This is a genomic window from Microbulbifer okhotskensis, assembly GCF_023895975.1.
Classification (GTDB): Bacteria; Pseudomonadota; Gammaproteobacteria; order Pseudomonadales; family Cellvibrionaceae; genus Microbulbifer; species Microbulbifer okhotskensis.
Map to the genome: position 1 here is coordinate 1 of NZ_JALBWM010000090.1, position 16,790 is coordinate 16,790.

General features: G+C 48.5%; 14 protein-coding genes and 1 tRNA gene. 6 read left to right on the forward strand and 9 right to left on the reverse strand.

The window, feature by feature from the left end; translation table 11 throughout:
- The first annotated feature begins 1 nt into the window (after position 1).
- Positions 2–72: transfer RNA gene (locus MO867_RS16300), tRNA-Asp, on the forward strand.
- An 88-nt stretch (positions 73–160) separates the two neighbouring features.
- Here the strand turns inward: MO867_RS16300 and MO867_RS16305 are convergent.
- From MO867_RS16305 to MO867_RS16315, 3 genes are all read right to left on the reverse strand, one after another.
- Positions 161–619, reverse strand: a complete 459-nt coding sequence (locus tag MO867_RS16305) for a GFA family protein (protein ID WP_252471045.1) — start codon at positions 617–619, stop codon at positions 161–163.
- Positions 620–761: 142 nt separating this feature from the next.
- A complete protein-coding gene (locus MO867_RS16310) occupies positions 762–1,244 on the reverse strand; it encodes a GNAT family N-acetyltransferase (protein ID WP_252471047.1) in 483 nt (160 codons plus the stop codon).
- The gene (locus MO867_RS16315) at positions 1,237–2,091 is read right to left on the reverse strand and encodes a patatin-like phospholipase family protein (protein ID WP_252471049.1); all 855 of its coding nucleotides are present in this window, start codon (positions 2,089–2,091) and stop codon (positions 1,237–1,239) included. Before MO867_RS16315 ends, MO867_RS16310 begins: the two co-directional genes overlap by 8 nt.
- 180 nt (positions 2,092–2,271) lie before the next feature.
- Here MO867_RS16315 and MO867_RS16320 point away from each other — a divergent pair, with 180 nt between their 5' ends.
- The 3 genes from MO867_RS16320 (at position 2,272) to MO867_RS16330 (ending at position 4,112) form a co-directional block, all read left to right on the forward strand.
- Entirely contained in the window at positions 2,272–2,766 is a 495-nt protein-coding gene (locus MO867_RS16320; protein ID WP_252471051.1) for a PH domain-containing protein, read from the forward strand.
- An 87-nt stretch (positions 2,767–2,853) separates the two neighbouring features.
- Positions 2,854–3,564, forward strand: a complete 711-nt coding sequence (locus MO867_RS16325; RefSeq protein WP_252471053.1) for an esterase/lipase family protein — start codon at positions 2,854–2,856, stop codon at positions 3,562–3,564.
- 89 nt (positions 3,565–3,653) lie between these two features.
- Complete coding sequence (locus tag MO867_RS16330) at positions 3,654–4,112, forward strand: GNAT family N-acetyltransferase (RefSeq protein ID WP_252471055.1); 459 nt, start codon at positions 3,654–3,656, stop codon at positions 4,110–4,112.
- A 21-nt stretch (positions 4,113–4,133) separates the two neighbouring features.
- Here MO867_RS16330 and MO867_RS16335 read toward each other — a convergent pair whose 3' ends face one another.
- From MO867_RS16335 to MO867_RS16360, 6 genes are all read right to left on the reverse strand, one after another.
- Complete coding sequence (locus tag MO867_RS16335) at positions 4,134–5,642, reverse strand: PepSY-associated TM helix domain-containing protein (RefSeq protein ID WP_252471057.1); 1,509 nt, start codon at positions 5,640–5,642, stop codon at positions 4,134–4,136.
- 27 nt (positions 5,643–5,669) lie between these two features.
- Positions 5,670–6,323: a hypothetical protein gene (locus tag MO867_RS16340; protein WP_252471059.1), complete on the reverse strand. Its 654-nt coding sequence runs from the start codon at positions 6,321–6,323 to the stop codon at positions 5,670–5,672.
- Between the two features lie 38 nt (positions 6,324–6,361).
- Positions 6,362–8,491 carry a TonB-dependent siderophore receptor gene (locus MO867_RS16345; protein ID WP_252471061.1) on the reverse strand — a complete coding sequence of 710 codons (2,130 nt, stop codon included), beginning with the start codon at positions 8,489–8,491 and terminating at the stop codon, positions 6,362–6,364.
- Between the two features lie 349 nt (positions 8,492–8,840).
- On the reverse strand, positions 8,841–10,409 hold the full coding sequence (locus MO867_RS16350) for an AbgT family transporter (protein ID WP_252471063.1): 1,569 nt from the start codon (positions 10,407–10,409) through the stop codon (positions 8,841–8,843).
- Positions 10,410–10,499: 90 nt separating this feature from the next.
- A complete protein-coding gene (locus MO867_RS16355; RefSeq protein ID WP_252471065.1) occupies positions 10,500–11,507 on the reverse strand; it encodes a tryptophan--tRNA ligase in 1,008 nt (335 codons plus the stop codon).
- A 121-nt stretch (positions 11,508–11,628) separates the two neighbouring features.
- Positions 11,629–12,627, reverse strand: a complete 999-nt coding sequence (locus tag MO867_RS16360; RefSeq protein WP_252471067.1) for a helix-turn-helix domain-containing protein — start codon at positions 12,625–12,627, stop codon at positions 11,629–11,631.
- A gap of 672 nt (positions 12,628–13,299) precedes the next feature.
- Between MO867_RS16360 and MO867_RS16365 the strand changes: the two genes are divergently transcribed.
- Positions 13,300–13,734: a hypothetical protein gene (locus tag MO867_RS16365; RefSeq protein WP_252471070.1), complete on the forward strand. Its 435-nt coding sequence runs from the start codon at positions 13,300–13,302 to the stop codon at positions 13,732–13,734.
- 1 nt (position 13,735) lies between these two features.
- Positions 13,736–16,603, forward strand: a complete 2,868-nt coding sequence (locus MO867_RS16370) for a DUF4132 domain-containing protein (RefSeq protein ID WP_252471072.1) — start codon at positions 13,736–13,738, stop codon at positions 16,601–16,603.
- The last annotated feature ends 187 nt before the right edge of the window (positions 16,604–16,790 follow it).

Consider the following 16,790-nt stretch of genomic DNA (forward strand, 5'->3'; position numbering starts at 1 on the left):
GGTAGTTCAGTTGGTTAGAATGCCGGCCTGTCACGCCGGAGGTCGCGGGTTCGAGCCCCGTCCGGTCCGCCATATACAAAAAGCCCATTTCGAAAGAGATGGGCTTTTTTGTATATGCAGAAAATATATAAATATTATTTTTAGGGGCGAAGACGCATCCCTACCCCTCCACCAAATCGCCCTCAATTTTTTCAACACTTCCATGGAGAAGCCGCATCAGCTCCTCCATCTCTGGCATTTCCTGAAACAGCGCTGCCTCACCAGCAATTTCATCCCAGGGCGCCCTGGAGTCAACGTACAGATGAGCAACCACCCTTCCATTGATATCGCCCTCAACCAAACCTGCCGGCACCCAAAAATGAGAGGTATTACTTATCAAGTGAGGGACAGTGCTGCCGCAACCGCTGCAGAAATCGGAACGATAGCCTGTTGCTGTTCTGTATGAAGAAATCCTGTCCAGCCCCCGCACCCAGCGAAACTGTTCACGCTCAATAAACATGGCTGTATCGGAAGCCGAGCCACTCAGCTTGCGACAAAGCGAGCAGTGGCACTGGTACAGATTAGGTACAGGCTCATCCAGTTGAAACTCAATAGCACCGCACAGGCACTTCCCATTCATACCTTTCTCCAAAACGGTTATTCAAAGTCATCCGTGAAATCGCAATAGGTTAGCAACGATAGTCCAATGCTACCTAAGATTCCTACAAGCAGCAGGTGAAGTAAATGCCAGTTGTCGCACCATTCAACAGGCAGCGTAAAATTTATGCCGACCTCGGGTTCACCTTGGCGGTGAGTACGTGATCTTCCCAGCAACCATTAATTTCTAAATACTTTTTTGCCTTACCCTCAACTGAAAAACCCAGGGCGGCCAGCAAGGCATCCGACCTCTCATTGCTCGGCATATAGTTGGCCATCACCCTGCTCAACTTAAGAGTGGTGAAAGCGTAGTCAACAGCATGGGTGCAAAGGGGCCTCATCAGGCCCCGTCCCTCTTGGACCCAATCCACCGCATAGCCCATATTACAGGCCTGAAGTGGGCCTCGAATGATATTCGTCAAGGAGTAGAGCGCCAGCACCTGGCCAGACTTAGGGTCAACAGTCATAAACTGCAGGGACTCTCCAGAGCCAATTCGCCGATGCCAGGCATCGACGCTGTGAAATTCGGCCTCCCGCGCTGGCTCCCAGGGTCGCAAATGATCCGTATTGTGTACATAGAAGGCGGAAAGCGCAGCGGCATCACACACTCCCAGAAGCCTCTCGTAAAAAATGTCTCCCCTGCGCCCTACCACACCCATAACCCACTTCAAGTAGCTCAGCTTCCTGGGTAAAACGTTTCACCGGGAAGCTATCTGGAGGTGCGATCACTGACACTTCGCAACCCTCTGGCGGCATCTCAATAAATTCAAGCGCACGATTGTATTTCTCTCCCCGCTCCAACACAGCTTCAAACAGGCGCGCATGATCATGGAAGAATTGCTTAATGAACTTTGGAGTCGGCCCCTTCAGCTTTCGGTAACCCAAGGGCCTGGATAGGATCACCGTAATATGGCGCGCTCCTTGCTGGTAAGCACGCACTATCGGGATCGAATCGGCCAGACCTCCATCAGTCATAGGCTCACCATTTACTTCAGGAAATTCCCGATACGCAACCGGTATCGCACAAGAAGCGGGAAAAACCTGATGCATGTTTTCCGGCGTCACCTCCAGGTAACAAGCCTCTCCTGTATTGATACTGGTCGTTACCGCATAGAGCGGAACCCCATTATTTACATAATTATCCACGCTCAGTGGTATATCTTGGTATGAGGCATGCCACAGCCAGCTGATATCACAAAAGTGACCTCCGCGAAGATAACGGCGCCAATCAATGAATTCTGCTCGGCGAGCATGATCCAATAAAACCTGCCGGCTCCGACCATGATCCCCCGCCAAGTAGCCAATTAAATTAGTAGAACCCGCCGACACACCGATGGCAAAGTCGAACGGCCGGTAGTCCGCCTCCAAAAAAGCATCCAATACCCCGGCAGCAAAGATACCCCGCATTGCTCCCCCCTCAACGACGATCGCGGAACGAGAATTCTGGTTAAACAATATCGAATCCATAGCTAAAAAGTCGCCATTAGTTAAAGTCAAAACTTATCCGTATCGAAGTGCCAGATACCGGGACAAACTGATATACAGTATGTCCCTCTGAGGCATGCCTTTGCCAAGCAGATTCCAATAGCACTATGATTAGGACTTCGAAAAAACCTGTTTACAGTTGAACCAAGTATGCCGACTATTGCTTTTAAGGCGCCATGGAGCCGCCAACTCCTGATTATCACCACCCTATGTTCAGCGCTTTTACTAGGGCTGCCGTTTTTCCTTGCATCAAAAGCCCCCTCTTTCCCCTCTACCCTCTATAGCATTGCTATTGCACTTCCGCCGGCGATACTGATTCTGAGTGCCGCCTTTGCTATTCGAGGCTATGCCGTTAAAGACAAAAACCTTTTAATACTGCGTCCCGGCTGGAAAACCAAGATTCCCCTCGACGGACTGACAGAGGCAGCCGCCGATCCAGATGCCATGCAAGGATCAATCCGCATCTTCGGTAACGCCGGCTTATTCGGATACATCGGCCTTTTTCAGAACCAAAAGCTTGGCCGCTACCGCGCTTTTGCTACTGACCAGCAGAAGTCTGTCGTTTTGCGCTTTCCAGCACAAACCATAGTGATTACACCGGATAAACCAGAACAAGCGGCAGATATACTGCGCCAGCATAGCTAGCCAATATAAAATGGGTACAAAACCCGATCAATGCTGCCCATCAAACAATCACACCAAGCATCTATAATCGACAGGAAGTTAACGCCGATGAGAAAACTAACGCTCACAATTTTTATTATCCTGCTTGCCCTCACAACCAAAGCGCACTCCGCTTGTGTGATTTTGCTTCACGGGCTGGCAAAGTCCGACTCTTCCATGACGAAGCTAGAGAGGGCCATAGAGGCAGCAGGCTTCAAGACTGTCAATGTCGACTACCCCTCCACCAAATACCCCATTGAAACCCTGGCCAATATGGCCGTTGCGCCCGCTATTGAACAATGTGGCGATGAGCAGGGAATCAATTTCGTTACCCACTCTATGGGCGGTATTTTAGTGCGGCAGTATCTAAGCTCGACCAAAGTCGAACAATTAAACCGTGTTGTTATGCTGGGCCCACCCAATAAAGGGAGTGAAGTGGTCGATAAGCTGGGCTCATTTCCAGGCTTCAAGTTTGCCTTCGGCGATGCTGGACTACAGCTTGGCACGGGTGAAATGAGCGTGCCCAACAAGCTTGGCGAGGCTAATTTTGATCTAGGCATTATTGCCGGAACCCGCAGCATCAACCTGATCCTCTCTCGCTTTATACCAGATACAGATGATGGCAAAGTTTCTGTATTGAGCACCAAACTCGAAGGAATGAATGACCACCTTAAATTGCCGGTAACTCATGTATTTATGATGAAAGACAAAAAGGTCATCTCACAGGTTATTCATTACCTGAAATATGGTGTTTTTTCTCGGACCGATACCCCCAACTAAAAAGACTATTGAGCGACAACGTCCGGAAACTCTGCCTGCATTGTGCAGGCAAAATATACACTCAAAAATCACAACGAGAATTCACCCTTATGCAGTGGCAATGGTGCAGTTTTGATGAGTTAACCCTCGACCAGCTCTATGAAGTTCTACGGGTCCGACAGGAAGTGTTTACTGTTGAGCAGGACTGCGCTTATCAGGATGCAGATGGCAAAGATCAGCGCTCCTGGCATCTTATCTGCTGGGAAGGGGACAACAAAACACCAGAAATAATGGCCTATCTTCGTGTTGTATCCCCCGGTCTAAAATACCGGGAGCCCTCAATAGGACGTGTTCTCACGGCAGAGGCCAGTCGCGGCACAGGTCTCGGCAGAGAGCTTATTCGCAGGGCTGTTGCACACACCTGTACAGAGTACCCGAACACCGGGATTCGAATTTCCGCTCAGCAACACCTGGACAGCTTCTATGGAGAATTTGGTTTTGAACAGGTGTCAGAACCCTATCAAGAAGACGGTATACCGCATATAGAAATGCTGCGCCCCGCCCGCTAAGGGGGGACGCAGAGAGAAAAGTTAGTTGCTCGCCACCGAATTCGCACCCACTGATACCGGCGCGCTATCGCGCTGTCGCACGCGACTGTAAAGGCAAGAAGCCGCTATACCCGCTGCAGTCAGTATCCACACCGAGTTTACCACCAGCGATGCACGCACAAAGGCATCCCCAGCAAAGAGAGCTATATGAACGGCAACGGCACCCACACAGGCCAGGATGGTGGCGATACGCAGGGACATGGACCATTTAGCCGCGGTTCCAGTCAATGCCGCCACGACACTGAGCAGCAAAGTGACTACCCAAAATACTTGCGCAGCATTGAGCTTAAATATCAGATAGGTGATCGCGCTCAGTGCGATCGCAAATGGAATTCCCCACACTTGCGCGGTCCAGACCCGCTCCAAGCGAACGGCAGGATTGCCTCGCTGGCGCTTGCGCACAAACCAGATGTTGATCCCGGACACCACCAACAGACACATGCCGACTCCCAATAGGAAATACGCTATTTTTACCGGGAAGCCCGAGAAGTGGCCAAAATGCAAACGGTATGTTGAGAGATACACCTGCTTAGCAGTATCACCCTCAGACCACCCCTCCTTCTCAATCAAACTGCCATCGGGGTTGAAGTGGTAACGCTCCCCCCAGACCAAACGCCCGGGTACACGAGTCCACACCTCAGCTACCTGCCCCTCGCGCCCAGGAAAGGCTACTTCCAAACGCGTGCGCTCCTGCTCCGGTGCAATGCGATCCATTTCCGCAAGAATTGCCGCGTAGTCTGGAAGGGCCACCTCGGGAGCATTTTCCTCCATCACCGGATGGTCCCGGTAAAGCATATGCTCGACCTTCTCCGCATCCCCCTTAAAAAATACCCCGGCTATAGCAAATGCGGCCACCTGGGAGAGGCCGATAAACGCACCGGTGATCGCAATCGCCAAGTGAAAAGGCGATGCCCAAACACCCAGACGGTTATGTAAGTCCACTTGCTGCAAGCGCTTGGAACCAGACAGACGGAAGGAAAAGGCGTCCTTAATAATTTTGGGGTGGGCCAGTAAGCCGGAAACAATCAGTGCCGACATCACTACCCCGATCAACCCCACCAAGATAACGCCAATGCTCGCCGGCAGATTAAGGGCGTAGTGCAGATAGACCAAAAAGTGCGTCCACCTGTGCTCCACCTCACCCAGCAAGGCACCATCCTCAGCCACGTAGCGCTCAATATCACCCACCTCAACCACCAATCTGGGCATGTCCTGATTGGGAATGGTGAACGAGATCGACTCAAACTCTTCTTTTTGTTCCTTTGCCAGCGCAATTGCCTGCTCAGTCGCAGTCTGATACACAGAGGCAGCGACATTGAGGTTTTCTAATTCAGAGGCCTGCTCCCAGCGCTCGAATTCATTGTAAAAAACCGCGAGAGTGCCACTAACACAGACAATATATAGCAGTGTCGATATCGCCAAACCGAGAACTGAATGCCCGTCGGTCATATCGCGCACAAAACCGGGGGTTGGTTTAAAGGAAAGCTTCACATTAAATTCCTACTCAAATCCGTTTCTCTATGCTGCCGTAGCCGGGACAGTAAACATCAAAAGCAAACCGCTGAGCACTGAAAATGCCAGCAGGGCCGCAGAGGGACGCAACAGCTTTTTATCGGCACAACACCAGACCATCGCCAATGTCCACACCGTTACTGACAGAAAGGCCCCACCCACAAGGCGAACTGTGTCAGAAAAACCGGTAAAGCCAAAGAACAAGAGTCCGGCGATTAATCCACTGGCAGTCGGTAAAAGGAATGCAGCCATAAAACGCAACAAGCCCCGCAACCACAATTGGCGCAGGGCTTGAGGTTCGGGCGCACTCCCCGAACGCTGTTTTTCAGCAGCCCTGGGGCCGATGGGCCAATTCCCCTTGAGGGACAGCAACACAAAGACCCCGAGCATCACTATCAGGGTAGCAATACTAACCCCGTATTCCACCCCCACGACCGAACTCCAACCGAAGGCTGACAACACCAATGCGCCCCAACCCGACCAGACACGCAGCGGCTGAGAACCACTGCGGCACCAAGCGGAGTAGAGAAGCAAAATACCAACCAGCGCTAAAGCACTCGAGACACCGGCAATCGTATACAAAGTCATTGGCATAACCACCACAGCGAGAGACTCGACTCCCGTCTGATTGCTAAAACGTAAAAAAGGGAGCCTGCACACAGACTCCCCCTATGGACAGGCTCCCAGTCTACACTAACTTAAAAAATGTAACGCGCTTCGACAGTGACATAGCGGCGCTCACCGTAGAAGCAATCACCACGGCTCAAGCATGCGGTGGTATGAACCTCATCGGTCAGGTTTTTTCCTGTTAACTGGAAGCGCCAGCTATCCAAGGTATATCCGATAGATGCGTCATACAGAGTGTATGAGGGGTTATTCGACGGGAAGGTACCAGTCGGATCTTCAATACCGGTGTAACTCTCACCAACATGGCGAACACCCATACCAATATTCAGCCCAGGCACCAAATCGCTAAGATCATAGTCACCCCAAAGAGAAAATAGTTCTTCAGGTACCGCCTCAATAGCAATACCCACTTCGCCCGCAACATTACTCTTAGTAACTTCAGTATTGGTGGTGCTATAGCCAGCTACTAAGCTGAGCTCGCCCAGTTTGCCGGTTATTTCCAGCTCTACACCATCTATTTCAACCTCACCAGTTTGAGTATCAAAAGTGATATCAATAGGATCTGTTGTCAGGCGGTTTTTCTGCACAATATCGTAGGCAGCTACTGTCACTAATAGGTTAGTGCCCTCAGGCTGGTACTTAATACCAACCTCTACCTGCTCACCTTCGATCGGTTTAAAGGAGCTTCCATTTCGATCGGAACCACTTACCGGCTCGAAGGACTCAGAGTAGCTAATATAAGGGGATACGCCCATATCAAATGCGTACATCAGCCCCAGGCGCATAGTGGTAGCATCATCTTCCACAGCGTTGGAACCTTCAGTCTGGGATTCTGTAGAGTCTCTACGCACACCCGTAGTTACAGTTAGATCCCCAATCGTCATATGGTCTTGGAAATAAAAACCCAGCTGCTCAGTATCAGTTTCCGGTCCATTGGAAATAGCCACATCGGGGATATAACCGTACTCCGGATCGAAGATATTGATCAGACCACCATAGGCATAGCCGTAATCGTTGTCCGTAGTCGCATCCTGGCTATCTAGGCCAAAAGAAACTTGGTGGTCTACGATACCCGTAGCCAGTACTCCCGACATGCGCAAATCAAAAATCAGCATATCTGTGCTGGCTTCACTACTAAATGCAACTCGGTGCATCTCACTGATATTTGGGTTAAGGCGGGCCAAATCGAACGAGCCATACATGGTATTGTAATCAACATCACCTTTGGCATATCGCACGCTGGCATTAACACCCCAGTTTTCACTGAAGCGATGATCAGCCCAGATACTATAAGCTTTTTGCTGTGTATTATATTGATCCCAACCTGGCTCACTGAGGAAAGTATCAGTTGGAATATCGCCGTTTACATTATCAATACGGGTGCCACCCCAAGGAAGGAAGGCAGTAGAAGTACCACTCTCATCGTCTTGGAATGTAGTCTGGAAAGTAATCTCAGTGTTTACACTTGGATGCCATGAGATGGATGGCATTAACAAGGTGCTATCATTTTTTACATAGTCGACCTGGGTGTCGGCACCTCGTTTGTAGGCTACAACCCGATAGAGCCACTCTCCATCGCTATCAATTGAACCGGTAAAGTCAGTCGCAAATACATTGTGGTCATAGCTACCCGCTTGAACCATTACCTCGCCACCAAATTCCCGCTGCGGCCGCTTAGTCACCAGATTCACGATACCACCGGTGGAGCCTTGACCATAAAGCGCAGAAGAAGGACCTTTGAGAACTTCTAGCCGCTCATAGGCATAAAGGTTTGCGCGGGCGCTAGTATAACTACCAAAAATAGACTGAAGACCGTCAATAAAAATCGTAGGATCAACACCGCGAACCAGCGACCAGTCCCCGCGGACATCTACGCCGTATGTACCACCGTTCACCCCAGGAGTGTACTGCAGAACATCCTGAACAGTTTTCGAACCAATATCGTTAAAAAAATCACGGTCCAGGACAGTGACAGAGAAAGGTGTTTCGTGCACGGAAACATCGAGCTTGCCCACCGAAGTCTGACGGGAAAGATTCAAATGTCCCGTAACATTCACCTCTTCAATACGCTCATCTGTTTCATCCGCCGCAAAGGCCGCAGAAGAACCGCCCGCAGCAATAGCCAGCGCCAATAGAGAGCGACTGATTCCAGAAAATACAGGAGAAGCTTTTTGCATACTTTTAATTCGGGCGGTACTCATGGAGATCCCTCAATGCCAACAGAATTTTGATGGATCACAGTTTGGCTGTGATCCAGGTAACTGGGCGCGAATCCTAATAGGAATCGTTATCATCCACAACATTATTGGAACATTTTTTATGAAAAATGCTCTCACAGCAGAAAATGACAGAGAAAGCGGTCTCAAAAGACAATTTTTCAACATTTAGACTGCACTAACGTGCCAGAAGCTTCCCTCTATTGAGAGGGTAAAAGGAACATACTGAAGGGAGAGTAATGGCTGGATGGCTGGATGGCTGCTCAGTGGCTGCCACCCAGATTAGGCTTTTATTTCAAGCCCTACATTCAACTATGAAGAACATGCTGTGCATTTAGGGGTAGGTATAGCTAGCCTGCAAACCCAAAGGCATTCCCAGGGTCCAGTAAGCCACCAGGAATAGGGACCAGCAAATCAGGAAAACCACCGAGTAAGGCAACATTATTGAAACAAGTGTACCTATACCAGTACCTTTTACATAGCGCTGACAATAAACAACTACCAACGGGAAGTAAGGCATCAACGGGGTAATAATATTAGTGGATGAATCACCCACCCGGTAAGCCGCCTGGGTAAGATCAGGGGAGAAACCAATCTGCATTAGCATCGGTACAAATATAGGAGACAATAGCGCCCACTTGGCCGATGCGGAGCCCACAAACAAGTTAATAAAGGCTACCAGCACAATAATGCCCATCAGGGTAATTGGACCCGGCAGCTCCATCGACGCCAGCAGACTGCCGCCCTCAACAGAGAGCAAAGTGCCGAGGCCCGAGCGGGCAAACTCAGAAATAAACAGCGCGCAAAAGAATGCCATAACGACGTAATAAGCCATGGAACCCATGGTCTTGGACATCGCATCAATCACATCCTTACTCTGACGGAAGGTGCCTGCGGCATAGCCAAAAACAACGCCGGGGATGATAAACAGCAAGAAGATCAACGGAACGATAGATCTCATCACTGGCGCACCGAACGAAGCCAGTTGCCCCTCGGCATCGCGCAGCGCGGAGGCCTCCGGCAACATCCAGGCCACGAGCCCAACAACCCCGGCGATCATAACGGCCACCGCCAGGTACATTGCCTTCTTCTCGCGGGCACCCAACTCCTGCATCACCGGCATATCGGTCTCATCGCCATCAATGGCAACATTCTTCAGGCGAGGCTCGATCACTTTATCGGTCAGCCACCAGCCCAGCAGCGTCACTAGCAGACAAGAGGCTGAGGTGAAGAACCAGTTGTTTAAGGGATTAACCTGTAACCCCGGATCGGCAATCTGGGCGGCGGTCTGGGTGAAGCCCTGCAACAGTGGATCGATCGCAGAGGGGACAAAATTGGCAGAGAAGCCCCCGGAAACACCAGCAAATGCCGCTGCGATACCCGCCAGTGGATGGCGCCCCGCTGCATAGAAAATCACACCACCGAGAGGAATCACCAGCACATAGCCCGCATCCACTGCGGTATGGCTGACAATCGCCACTAATATCAGCATCGGGGTTAACAGCATCTGCGGGGTTACCGCCAGCATTTTTTTCAGAACCGCATTAATAAAACCGCTCTGTTCTGCCACGCCCACACCCATCATGGCTACCAATACCACACCAAGCGGTGCGAAGCCGGTAAATGTCGTCACCATACTGGACAAGAACCGGGCCATCTCACTGCTGGAAAGTAAGTTGGTGACCTGAATCGCTTCGCCTGTGGCTGGATGTAAAGTTTCAAAGGTCACACCAGATAGAAACCAGGAGAGCACCCAGATCGCAACCATTAATACCAGAAAGAGAACAGCGGGATCGGGTAACTTGTTACCCACCACTTCGATAAAGTTTAGCGCTCGATTGATCCAACCATTCTTATTGTCGGAGTCAGTACTCGCACCAGGATTTCCCTGAACGTTTTCCATGTTAGAACCCTGTATTTTTATTGTTTCTTATCATTTTTTATCGTTGTAATGAGGCTGCGGCACACAGCCTCAGGCTTGCTTAAAAGCGCTTCACCCTATCTTGCGAATCCCTACCGCATAACGCAACTTTTCAATAAACGGCGCCGAGTAAGCGCGAGCCTTAATAGCCCCCCTCTCCAACTCTTCCTCAATCTGGTCCGGATTGGCCAACAACTCGTTGTAGCGCTCGCGGGCATCGCCAATCTGGTCATTGATCAACTCAAGCAGCTGCTTCTTAGCCTCCCCCCAAGCAATCCCCTCTTCAAATGCTTTGCGCATCTCTGCGGTCTGCGTTTCGCTGGCAAATGCCTGCCAGATTTGGAAAACCGTCGAGGTATCGGGATCTTTCGGCTCACCCGGCTCCAACAGGTTGGTCTTGATCTTGTTGATATGCTTTTTCAGTTTCTTCTCAGGCAAGAACAAAGGAATGGTGTTGCCATAGCTCTTACTCATCTTGCGACCATCCAAGCCTTGCAGAAGAGCCACATGATCATCCACCACCGCTTCAGGCAGGGCGAAGTGTTCCCCGTAGTGATGATTGAAGCGCTGAGCAATATCCCGAGCCATCTCGATATGCTGAACTTGATCCTTTCCCACCGGCACTTTATTGGCATTGAACATCAGCATATCGGCGGCCATGAGGATCGGGTAACTGTAAAGCCCCATGGTGACACCAAAGTCAGAATCCTCACCGTCAGCGCGGTTTGCATCTACCGACGCCTTATAAGCATGGGCGCGATTCATCAGGCCCTTGCCGGTCATACAGGTAAGGAGCCAGCTCAGTTCCGGGATTTCGTGAACATCGGACTGGCGATAGAAAACCACATTATCCGTGTTTAAACCAAGCGCCAGCCAAGTTGCGGCAATTTCCAGGGTGGATTGGTGCACCTGCCCTGGGTCCTGGCACTTGATCAGCGCATGGTAGTCCGCCAGGAAGTAAAAAGATTGGTTGCTCTCATCCTGGCTCGCGGCGATGGCCGGGCGGATTGCACCCACATAGTTCCCCAAATGAGGAGTACCGGTTGTTGTAATACCAGTCAATACGCGCTGTTTGGTCATAAATCCTTCGTAGTCTGTACTGTCATCGGGCAATAAAGACCGAATAATAACCCGTTAGCGCCTGCGGGTGTATCAACCGAAGGTATCGACTCCCCATAGCCGTACCAACACCCGGCTAACCCTAAGCTTCAACCGCTGCAGTGGTGGAAACCTGGAATTGGCGCTGATACTCACTGGGTGAAATCCCAAACGCCCGACGGAAATGGTGGCGTAAGGTTGCGCTACTCTCGAAGCCAGCCATTTGGGCTGCTCTGTCTACAGACTCCTTACCGGACTCCAGCGCCTTCTGCACCGCCCGCAAGCGTTGCTGAATTAGCCACTCCTTGGGAGCAATTCCCATGGACTGGCGAAACTTTCGATCAAAGCTGCGGCGGGACAAATGGGCACGCTGCGCCAAATCATCAATCTTGATAGCGCCATCCAAGTTGACTATCGCCCAATCCAGCGCGGCGGAGAAGTGATCCGGCCGTTTGGCAACGGGCATCTCCACATATTGGGCTTGGCTACCCCGCCTATGAGGTGCCATCACCAATCTCCGCGCCACCGAATTGGCCAATTCATAACCATGGTTGCGCCGCAAAAACTCAATCCCCAGATCAATGGCGGCAGTACTCCCGGCTGAACACGCTAAACTTCCCTCCCACACATAGAGGACATCTCCCACATACTCCACCTTAGGGAAACGCTCACGAAAGTGATCGGCATAAAGCCAATGAGTCGTTGCCTGACGGCCATCAAATAGCCCAAGTTCTGCGGGAAGAAAAGCACCGGAGCAAAAGGTCAAAATCTGACGACCAGCAGCCGCAAATTCAGCCAACTCCCTAGATACCCGCTCCAAATAAGCATCTTGTGGTTGTGTAGCAGTCGACCAGCAAGGGATCACCAGCAGGTCATATTCCATCAAACTCTCTACTTGTCGACAGGCCAGCGCTAAGCCGCCGGTAGCTAGAGCGTTTTCCTCCGCGAAAGTTACAATTTCACCACTGTAAAGCTCGCTAAGTTCCGGGCGGGGTAAGCAAAAGAGTTCGGTAGCGCAACCTAGCTCGAAGAGTGAGACTTGGCGGTGGGCGAGAATAGCTACCTTTTGAGGCGGATATGATTCTTGCACCAACTCAGTCATATAAACCTCCAAATTCCAATATATTTACCGATGAAAAGTAACCACATACAACAGTAAATTCCTATCGGCGCTCAACATCAACTCCCTAGGGAGCCACTGAATCCTTCCGTAAGAGTACAGCTGCTGCGTTGTAGCTCTTGCAGAGGGTTGCAGTCATTTTCGGCGAGCTGCACCTAACACCTGCAGCCTTCAAGGCCACAGAGATATCACGAAATTACCCAAAAGTTCCCTTTTAGCAGTCACTGAAAGCTGCGATAGTGATTGGAGTCAAAACCGGCCAACCCTTTCCTCCATATAAAATGGAGCAAATTAATTATTCGAAAATCAAACATTCACTCTGCAAGCCATACCCCAGCATCACAAAACTTAACTAACAGACGCAGCCTATAAATGAAAAAAATGATATTACGCAAAAAATCTTAACGGAGACCCTGATGCGTCTAAAAATAAAACAAACTGTTTGGTTTCACATCAAAATACAGTAACCAGTACCAACTACCCCCCCTCACAGCAAAAAAGTAGCAAAATACACTATTGATAGCGAAAAATTATCGACCCATAATATAGTTAGCCTCATCAGTGTTGAAAGCGTGCATTAAACCAAGAATCACTCTCCCCCGCCCTTACTAGACAACTATAGATAAACAGCATCAAACTAAAGGCATAAACCACGTGCTCAGTGTAAAAGTTAAATCCGAAATTTTTGGAATCACAAAACCAGAAGCAAAAATCCCAGAAATTAATCTAAGACTAATTAGCGAAAAAATCACCCTGAAAGAAGTTATAGAGAGGTCTGTAAAAGAACAAATAAAAGCAATGCAAAAAATCTCTCTAACCAACACGCAAATATACGACCACCTTACCCATCAATACTTAGATGATGAAAAAATTCAGCAACTCGCGTCAACTGGAAAAATATCTATTCATAAATCCAGCGTAAATATTGACCTGGAGATGGAGACCCAAAGAGCCGTGAGAGCCTTCACTAAAAATAGGTTTAAGGTGTTTATTGACGGCCGAGAACTAAGCAACCTCAACGAAACCCACCCCTTGTACGATGGCTGCAACGTCACTTTTATCCGGCTCATACCACTTATCGGAGGCTAACATGGAAACCCAAATAATTACTAGTAAAAAAAGCCAACAAGTACTAGATGTTTTTAAGGAAATACTTCCCGAAGGTGAAAAATTACAGCGAGTCTACTATTCAATAAAAGTAACCCCCCCAGGGAAAGGCCTATGGGAAAAACATAAGGACCAGATCGAAACACTTTTAGGTGAGAAGTTCCCAAACATTTTGATAGACCTCTATGCTAATCCCGAAGAACATCAAATCAAGAGAAACTACAACAATCAAGATCCATTTCTAATCAAAGAAATAGCGATCTACTTAACCGGAGTCTATCTTAAAGAAAATCCATCAGAATATATAGCCACGAAAATTTTAGAGAGGTTAGAAAAACTTCTAAAGAATACACCCAGCACAAAAGAAAAGATATTAGCCAAGCACCAAGATATACGCCCAACACCCGAAGACTTCGTGAAAATACTAACCAACAACTTACATTACGAATCAATTGCACAGGGACTTAAAAATATATTCTCCGGGGAATACAACAAGATACTGGATATAGAAAACCACCATCACCCAGATGATATAGCAAGTAACAACATCTTACTGCACGGCTGCAATGAGGATTTCAGCCGCCTCTTAGTCAACCTATACCATTCAGAGAAGTTTGACTATGATTGGTTTAAGTCCTGCAGCCTTATATTTCCCAGCTTTGTGAAAAAGTACTGGGACCCAATCAACAAGAACTCATACCGGTGCACCCAAGACGTAGAAAAATATAATCTCACGGAAGATTTATTAGACACATATTCTAAACACTATCAAAGATTGCTTGTTCAATTACGACCAAATCTGAAGAACTCATCTAGCATTACCGAGGCCTACAGCACTTTCTCCAGATTCCACAAGGAAGGGAGCTCCGAAATACTCCAAGGTTTGAAGCTCTTGGAAAGCTTAGACCGAACCGCCAAAAATCTTAAGGTTGAATCTGAAGGTATCGACACTTGCATTGTCAATATGTTGCACATCTACGATTATGCAGAAGGAGAAGGTGAAACCCTCCTCGCCAGTCAACTCAAGGAGTTTAAAGAGAAAACACTTCTACTTGCGTACCCCTACGCAGGCAAAGCCAGAAGGCCCATACTCAAAGCACTACAGTGGGAAGATATTCTCACTCTACACGACAATCTATTTCATCTGAGTGGTGCGTCTCCTGACACCTCAGAGGACCCAGGAGATATACACACTTCTGAAAGTACGACAGAGGGCGTGATCGACCGTAAAAAATACCTGAAACGGTTAGGTTCTCCAGATCCGTCAAGGCTTATTAAGTTCACATCCGCAATACGCGGCTCGAACATGCGCGGCGAAACAATTTTGCTGATCATTAATGCATTGTTAGGTCTTGATCGAGAGAAAATAGAGAAAACACTAAAAAAACATGGGCAAGTAGCCATAAAAGCATACGGACTACTACCTCTAGAGGGAAAGAATGAACTTAAACAACGATATTTAAAGTTCAAAGAGATGACCAAGGAAGCAGCCAAGTATGGGCAGGAGCGTTGCGCCAATACAAGAGCTGCGGTTATTTGTGGAATGAAAAATCTGGCTCAAACCGCAGGCTTTTCCGATGAAGTCAGAATGGGATGGGCAATGGAGGCCGGAATTGCCTCTGATATGCTTCCATTTAATGAAAAATACGCCGTATTGGACTGGGAAGTGTCCCTACATCTAGAAGGCATTGCCGTGAAGATCAATGTACATAGAGGGCAAAAACTTTTAAAATCCGTACCTCCAAAAATTAGGAAAAGCGACATCTATCAACAGATGCGTGAGTGCCAGGAGCAAGTCAAGCGACAAGCGAGCACCTTCAAAAAAACACTCGAATCAATGATGTGTGATGCTGAGTTGATCGAATCAGATGAGCTAAACACTCTAGCCAAACTCCCTGTTGCACGGCAACTATTGAGCCAACTTATCTTAATGGACAAACATGGTAGGTTCGGCATATTTTCAAACACTACAAAAGCGATAATCGGCCTAAAGGGAGAAATAACCCCGATACAAGGTCCGCTCACAATTGCCCACGTCTATAGTTTATTCGACTCAGGTGTGCTTTCCGATTGGCAGCGCCATATAGTTGATAAAAAAATTGTGCAGCCATTTAAACAAGTATTCCGGGAGTTATACATCGTATCTCCAGCAGAAATAGAAGCAGGTAAAAATTCCAGGCGATTCTTTGGTCACACTGTGATTGGATCAATAATGAGTAAGTTGCTGCAATCCAGAAGCTGGAATCAACATGGCGGAGATGAGGTAACTATTTACAAGCAATTCACACAAAAAAACATATTGGGTTACCTTGACATTCCTGAGGCACGCTACTACTTATCCCACAATGATAAACTTCCACTCCAAGAAATATGGTTCTCCAAAGATGGAAATAAGGTACCACTAAATTCAGTGGACCCTATTGTATTTTCAGAGTTCATGCGCGATATAGACCTAATTGTTTCTGTCGCCCGAGCTGAGGGTAGTGAGTCCTACTGGTCCAAGGAAACCACTGAACGACGCACGGAACTGATTGCAAGCCTGGTACAGACCGCCGGGTTGAACCAAGTAAGATGTGAAGGTCATTATGCTTATATCCAAGGCAGTCTTGCCAAGTATAGAATACATCTCGGCAGTGGTGTCATCCATATCCAACCTGGGAACTATCTATGTATTGTACCCGGGAAAGCAAAGCAAGAAGACCTATATCTTCCATTCTCAGACGCCGATATTAGAATGGCTGAAATTGTCAGTAAGATTTTTCTATTAATCGCTGATGACAAGATTGAAGACGAGCAGATACTTCGCCAAATTCAAGCATCAATGAAAGAGCGAACAGTGAATGTAGAATAAAACTTAACGATTAAAGAATACCTTAGCAGGCGTATTTCAACAGCCTGCCAATTTTACTTTGTTCATTTTTACACCGATTTGTATGGAGCAGCCCTGGAATCATGGGCTTATCCTTAGCTTTTATTATAGGTTTACAACACTTCGGACAGTTTCATGCAGCTATAGCCCCATAGTCACTGTACCGCTC

Coding starts and splice junctions, on each gene's coding strand:
- MO867_RS16305 (WP_252471045.1), bottom strand. CDS start 619: ATGAATGGGAAGTGCCTGTGCGGTGCTATTGAGTTTCAACTGGATGAG.
- MO867_RS16320 (WP_252471051.1), top strand. CDS start 2,272: ATGCCGACTATTGCTTTTAAGGCGCCATGGAGCCGCCAACTCCTGATT.
- MO867_RS16325 (WP_252471053.1), top strand. CDS start 2,854: ATGAGAAAACTAACGCTCACAATTTTTATTATCCTGCTTGCCCTCACA.
- MO867_RS16330 (WP_252471055.1), top strand. CDS start 3,654: ATGCAGTGGCAATGGTGCAGTTTTGATGAGTTAACCCTCGACCAGCTC.
- MO867_RS16345 (WP_252471061.1), bottom strand. CDS start 8,491: ATGAGTACCGCCCGAATTAAAAGTATGCAAAAAGCTTCTCCTGTATTT.
- MO867_RS16350 (WP_252471063.1), bottom strand. CDS start 10,409: ATGGAAAACGTTCAGGGAAATCCTGGTGCGAGTACTGACTCCGACAAT.
- MO867_RS16355 (WP_252471065.1), bottom strand. CDS start 11,507: ATGACCAAACAGCGCGTATTGACTGGTATTACAACAACCGGTACTCCT.
- MO867_RS16360 (WP_252471067.1), bottom strand. CDS start 12,627: ATGACTGAGTTGGTGCAAGAATCATATCCGCCTCAAAAGGTAGCTATT.
- MO867_RS16370 (WP_252471072.1), top strand. CDS start 13,736: ATGGAAACCCAAATAATTACTAGTAAAAAAAGCCAACAAGTACTAGAT.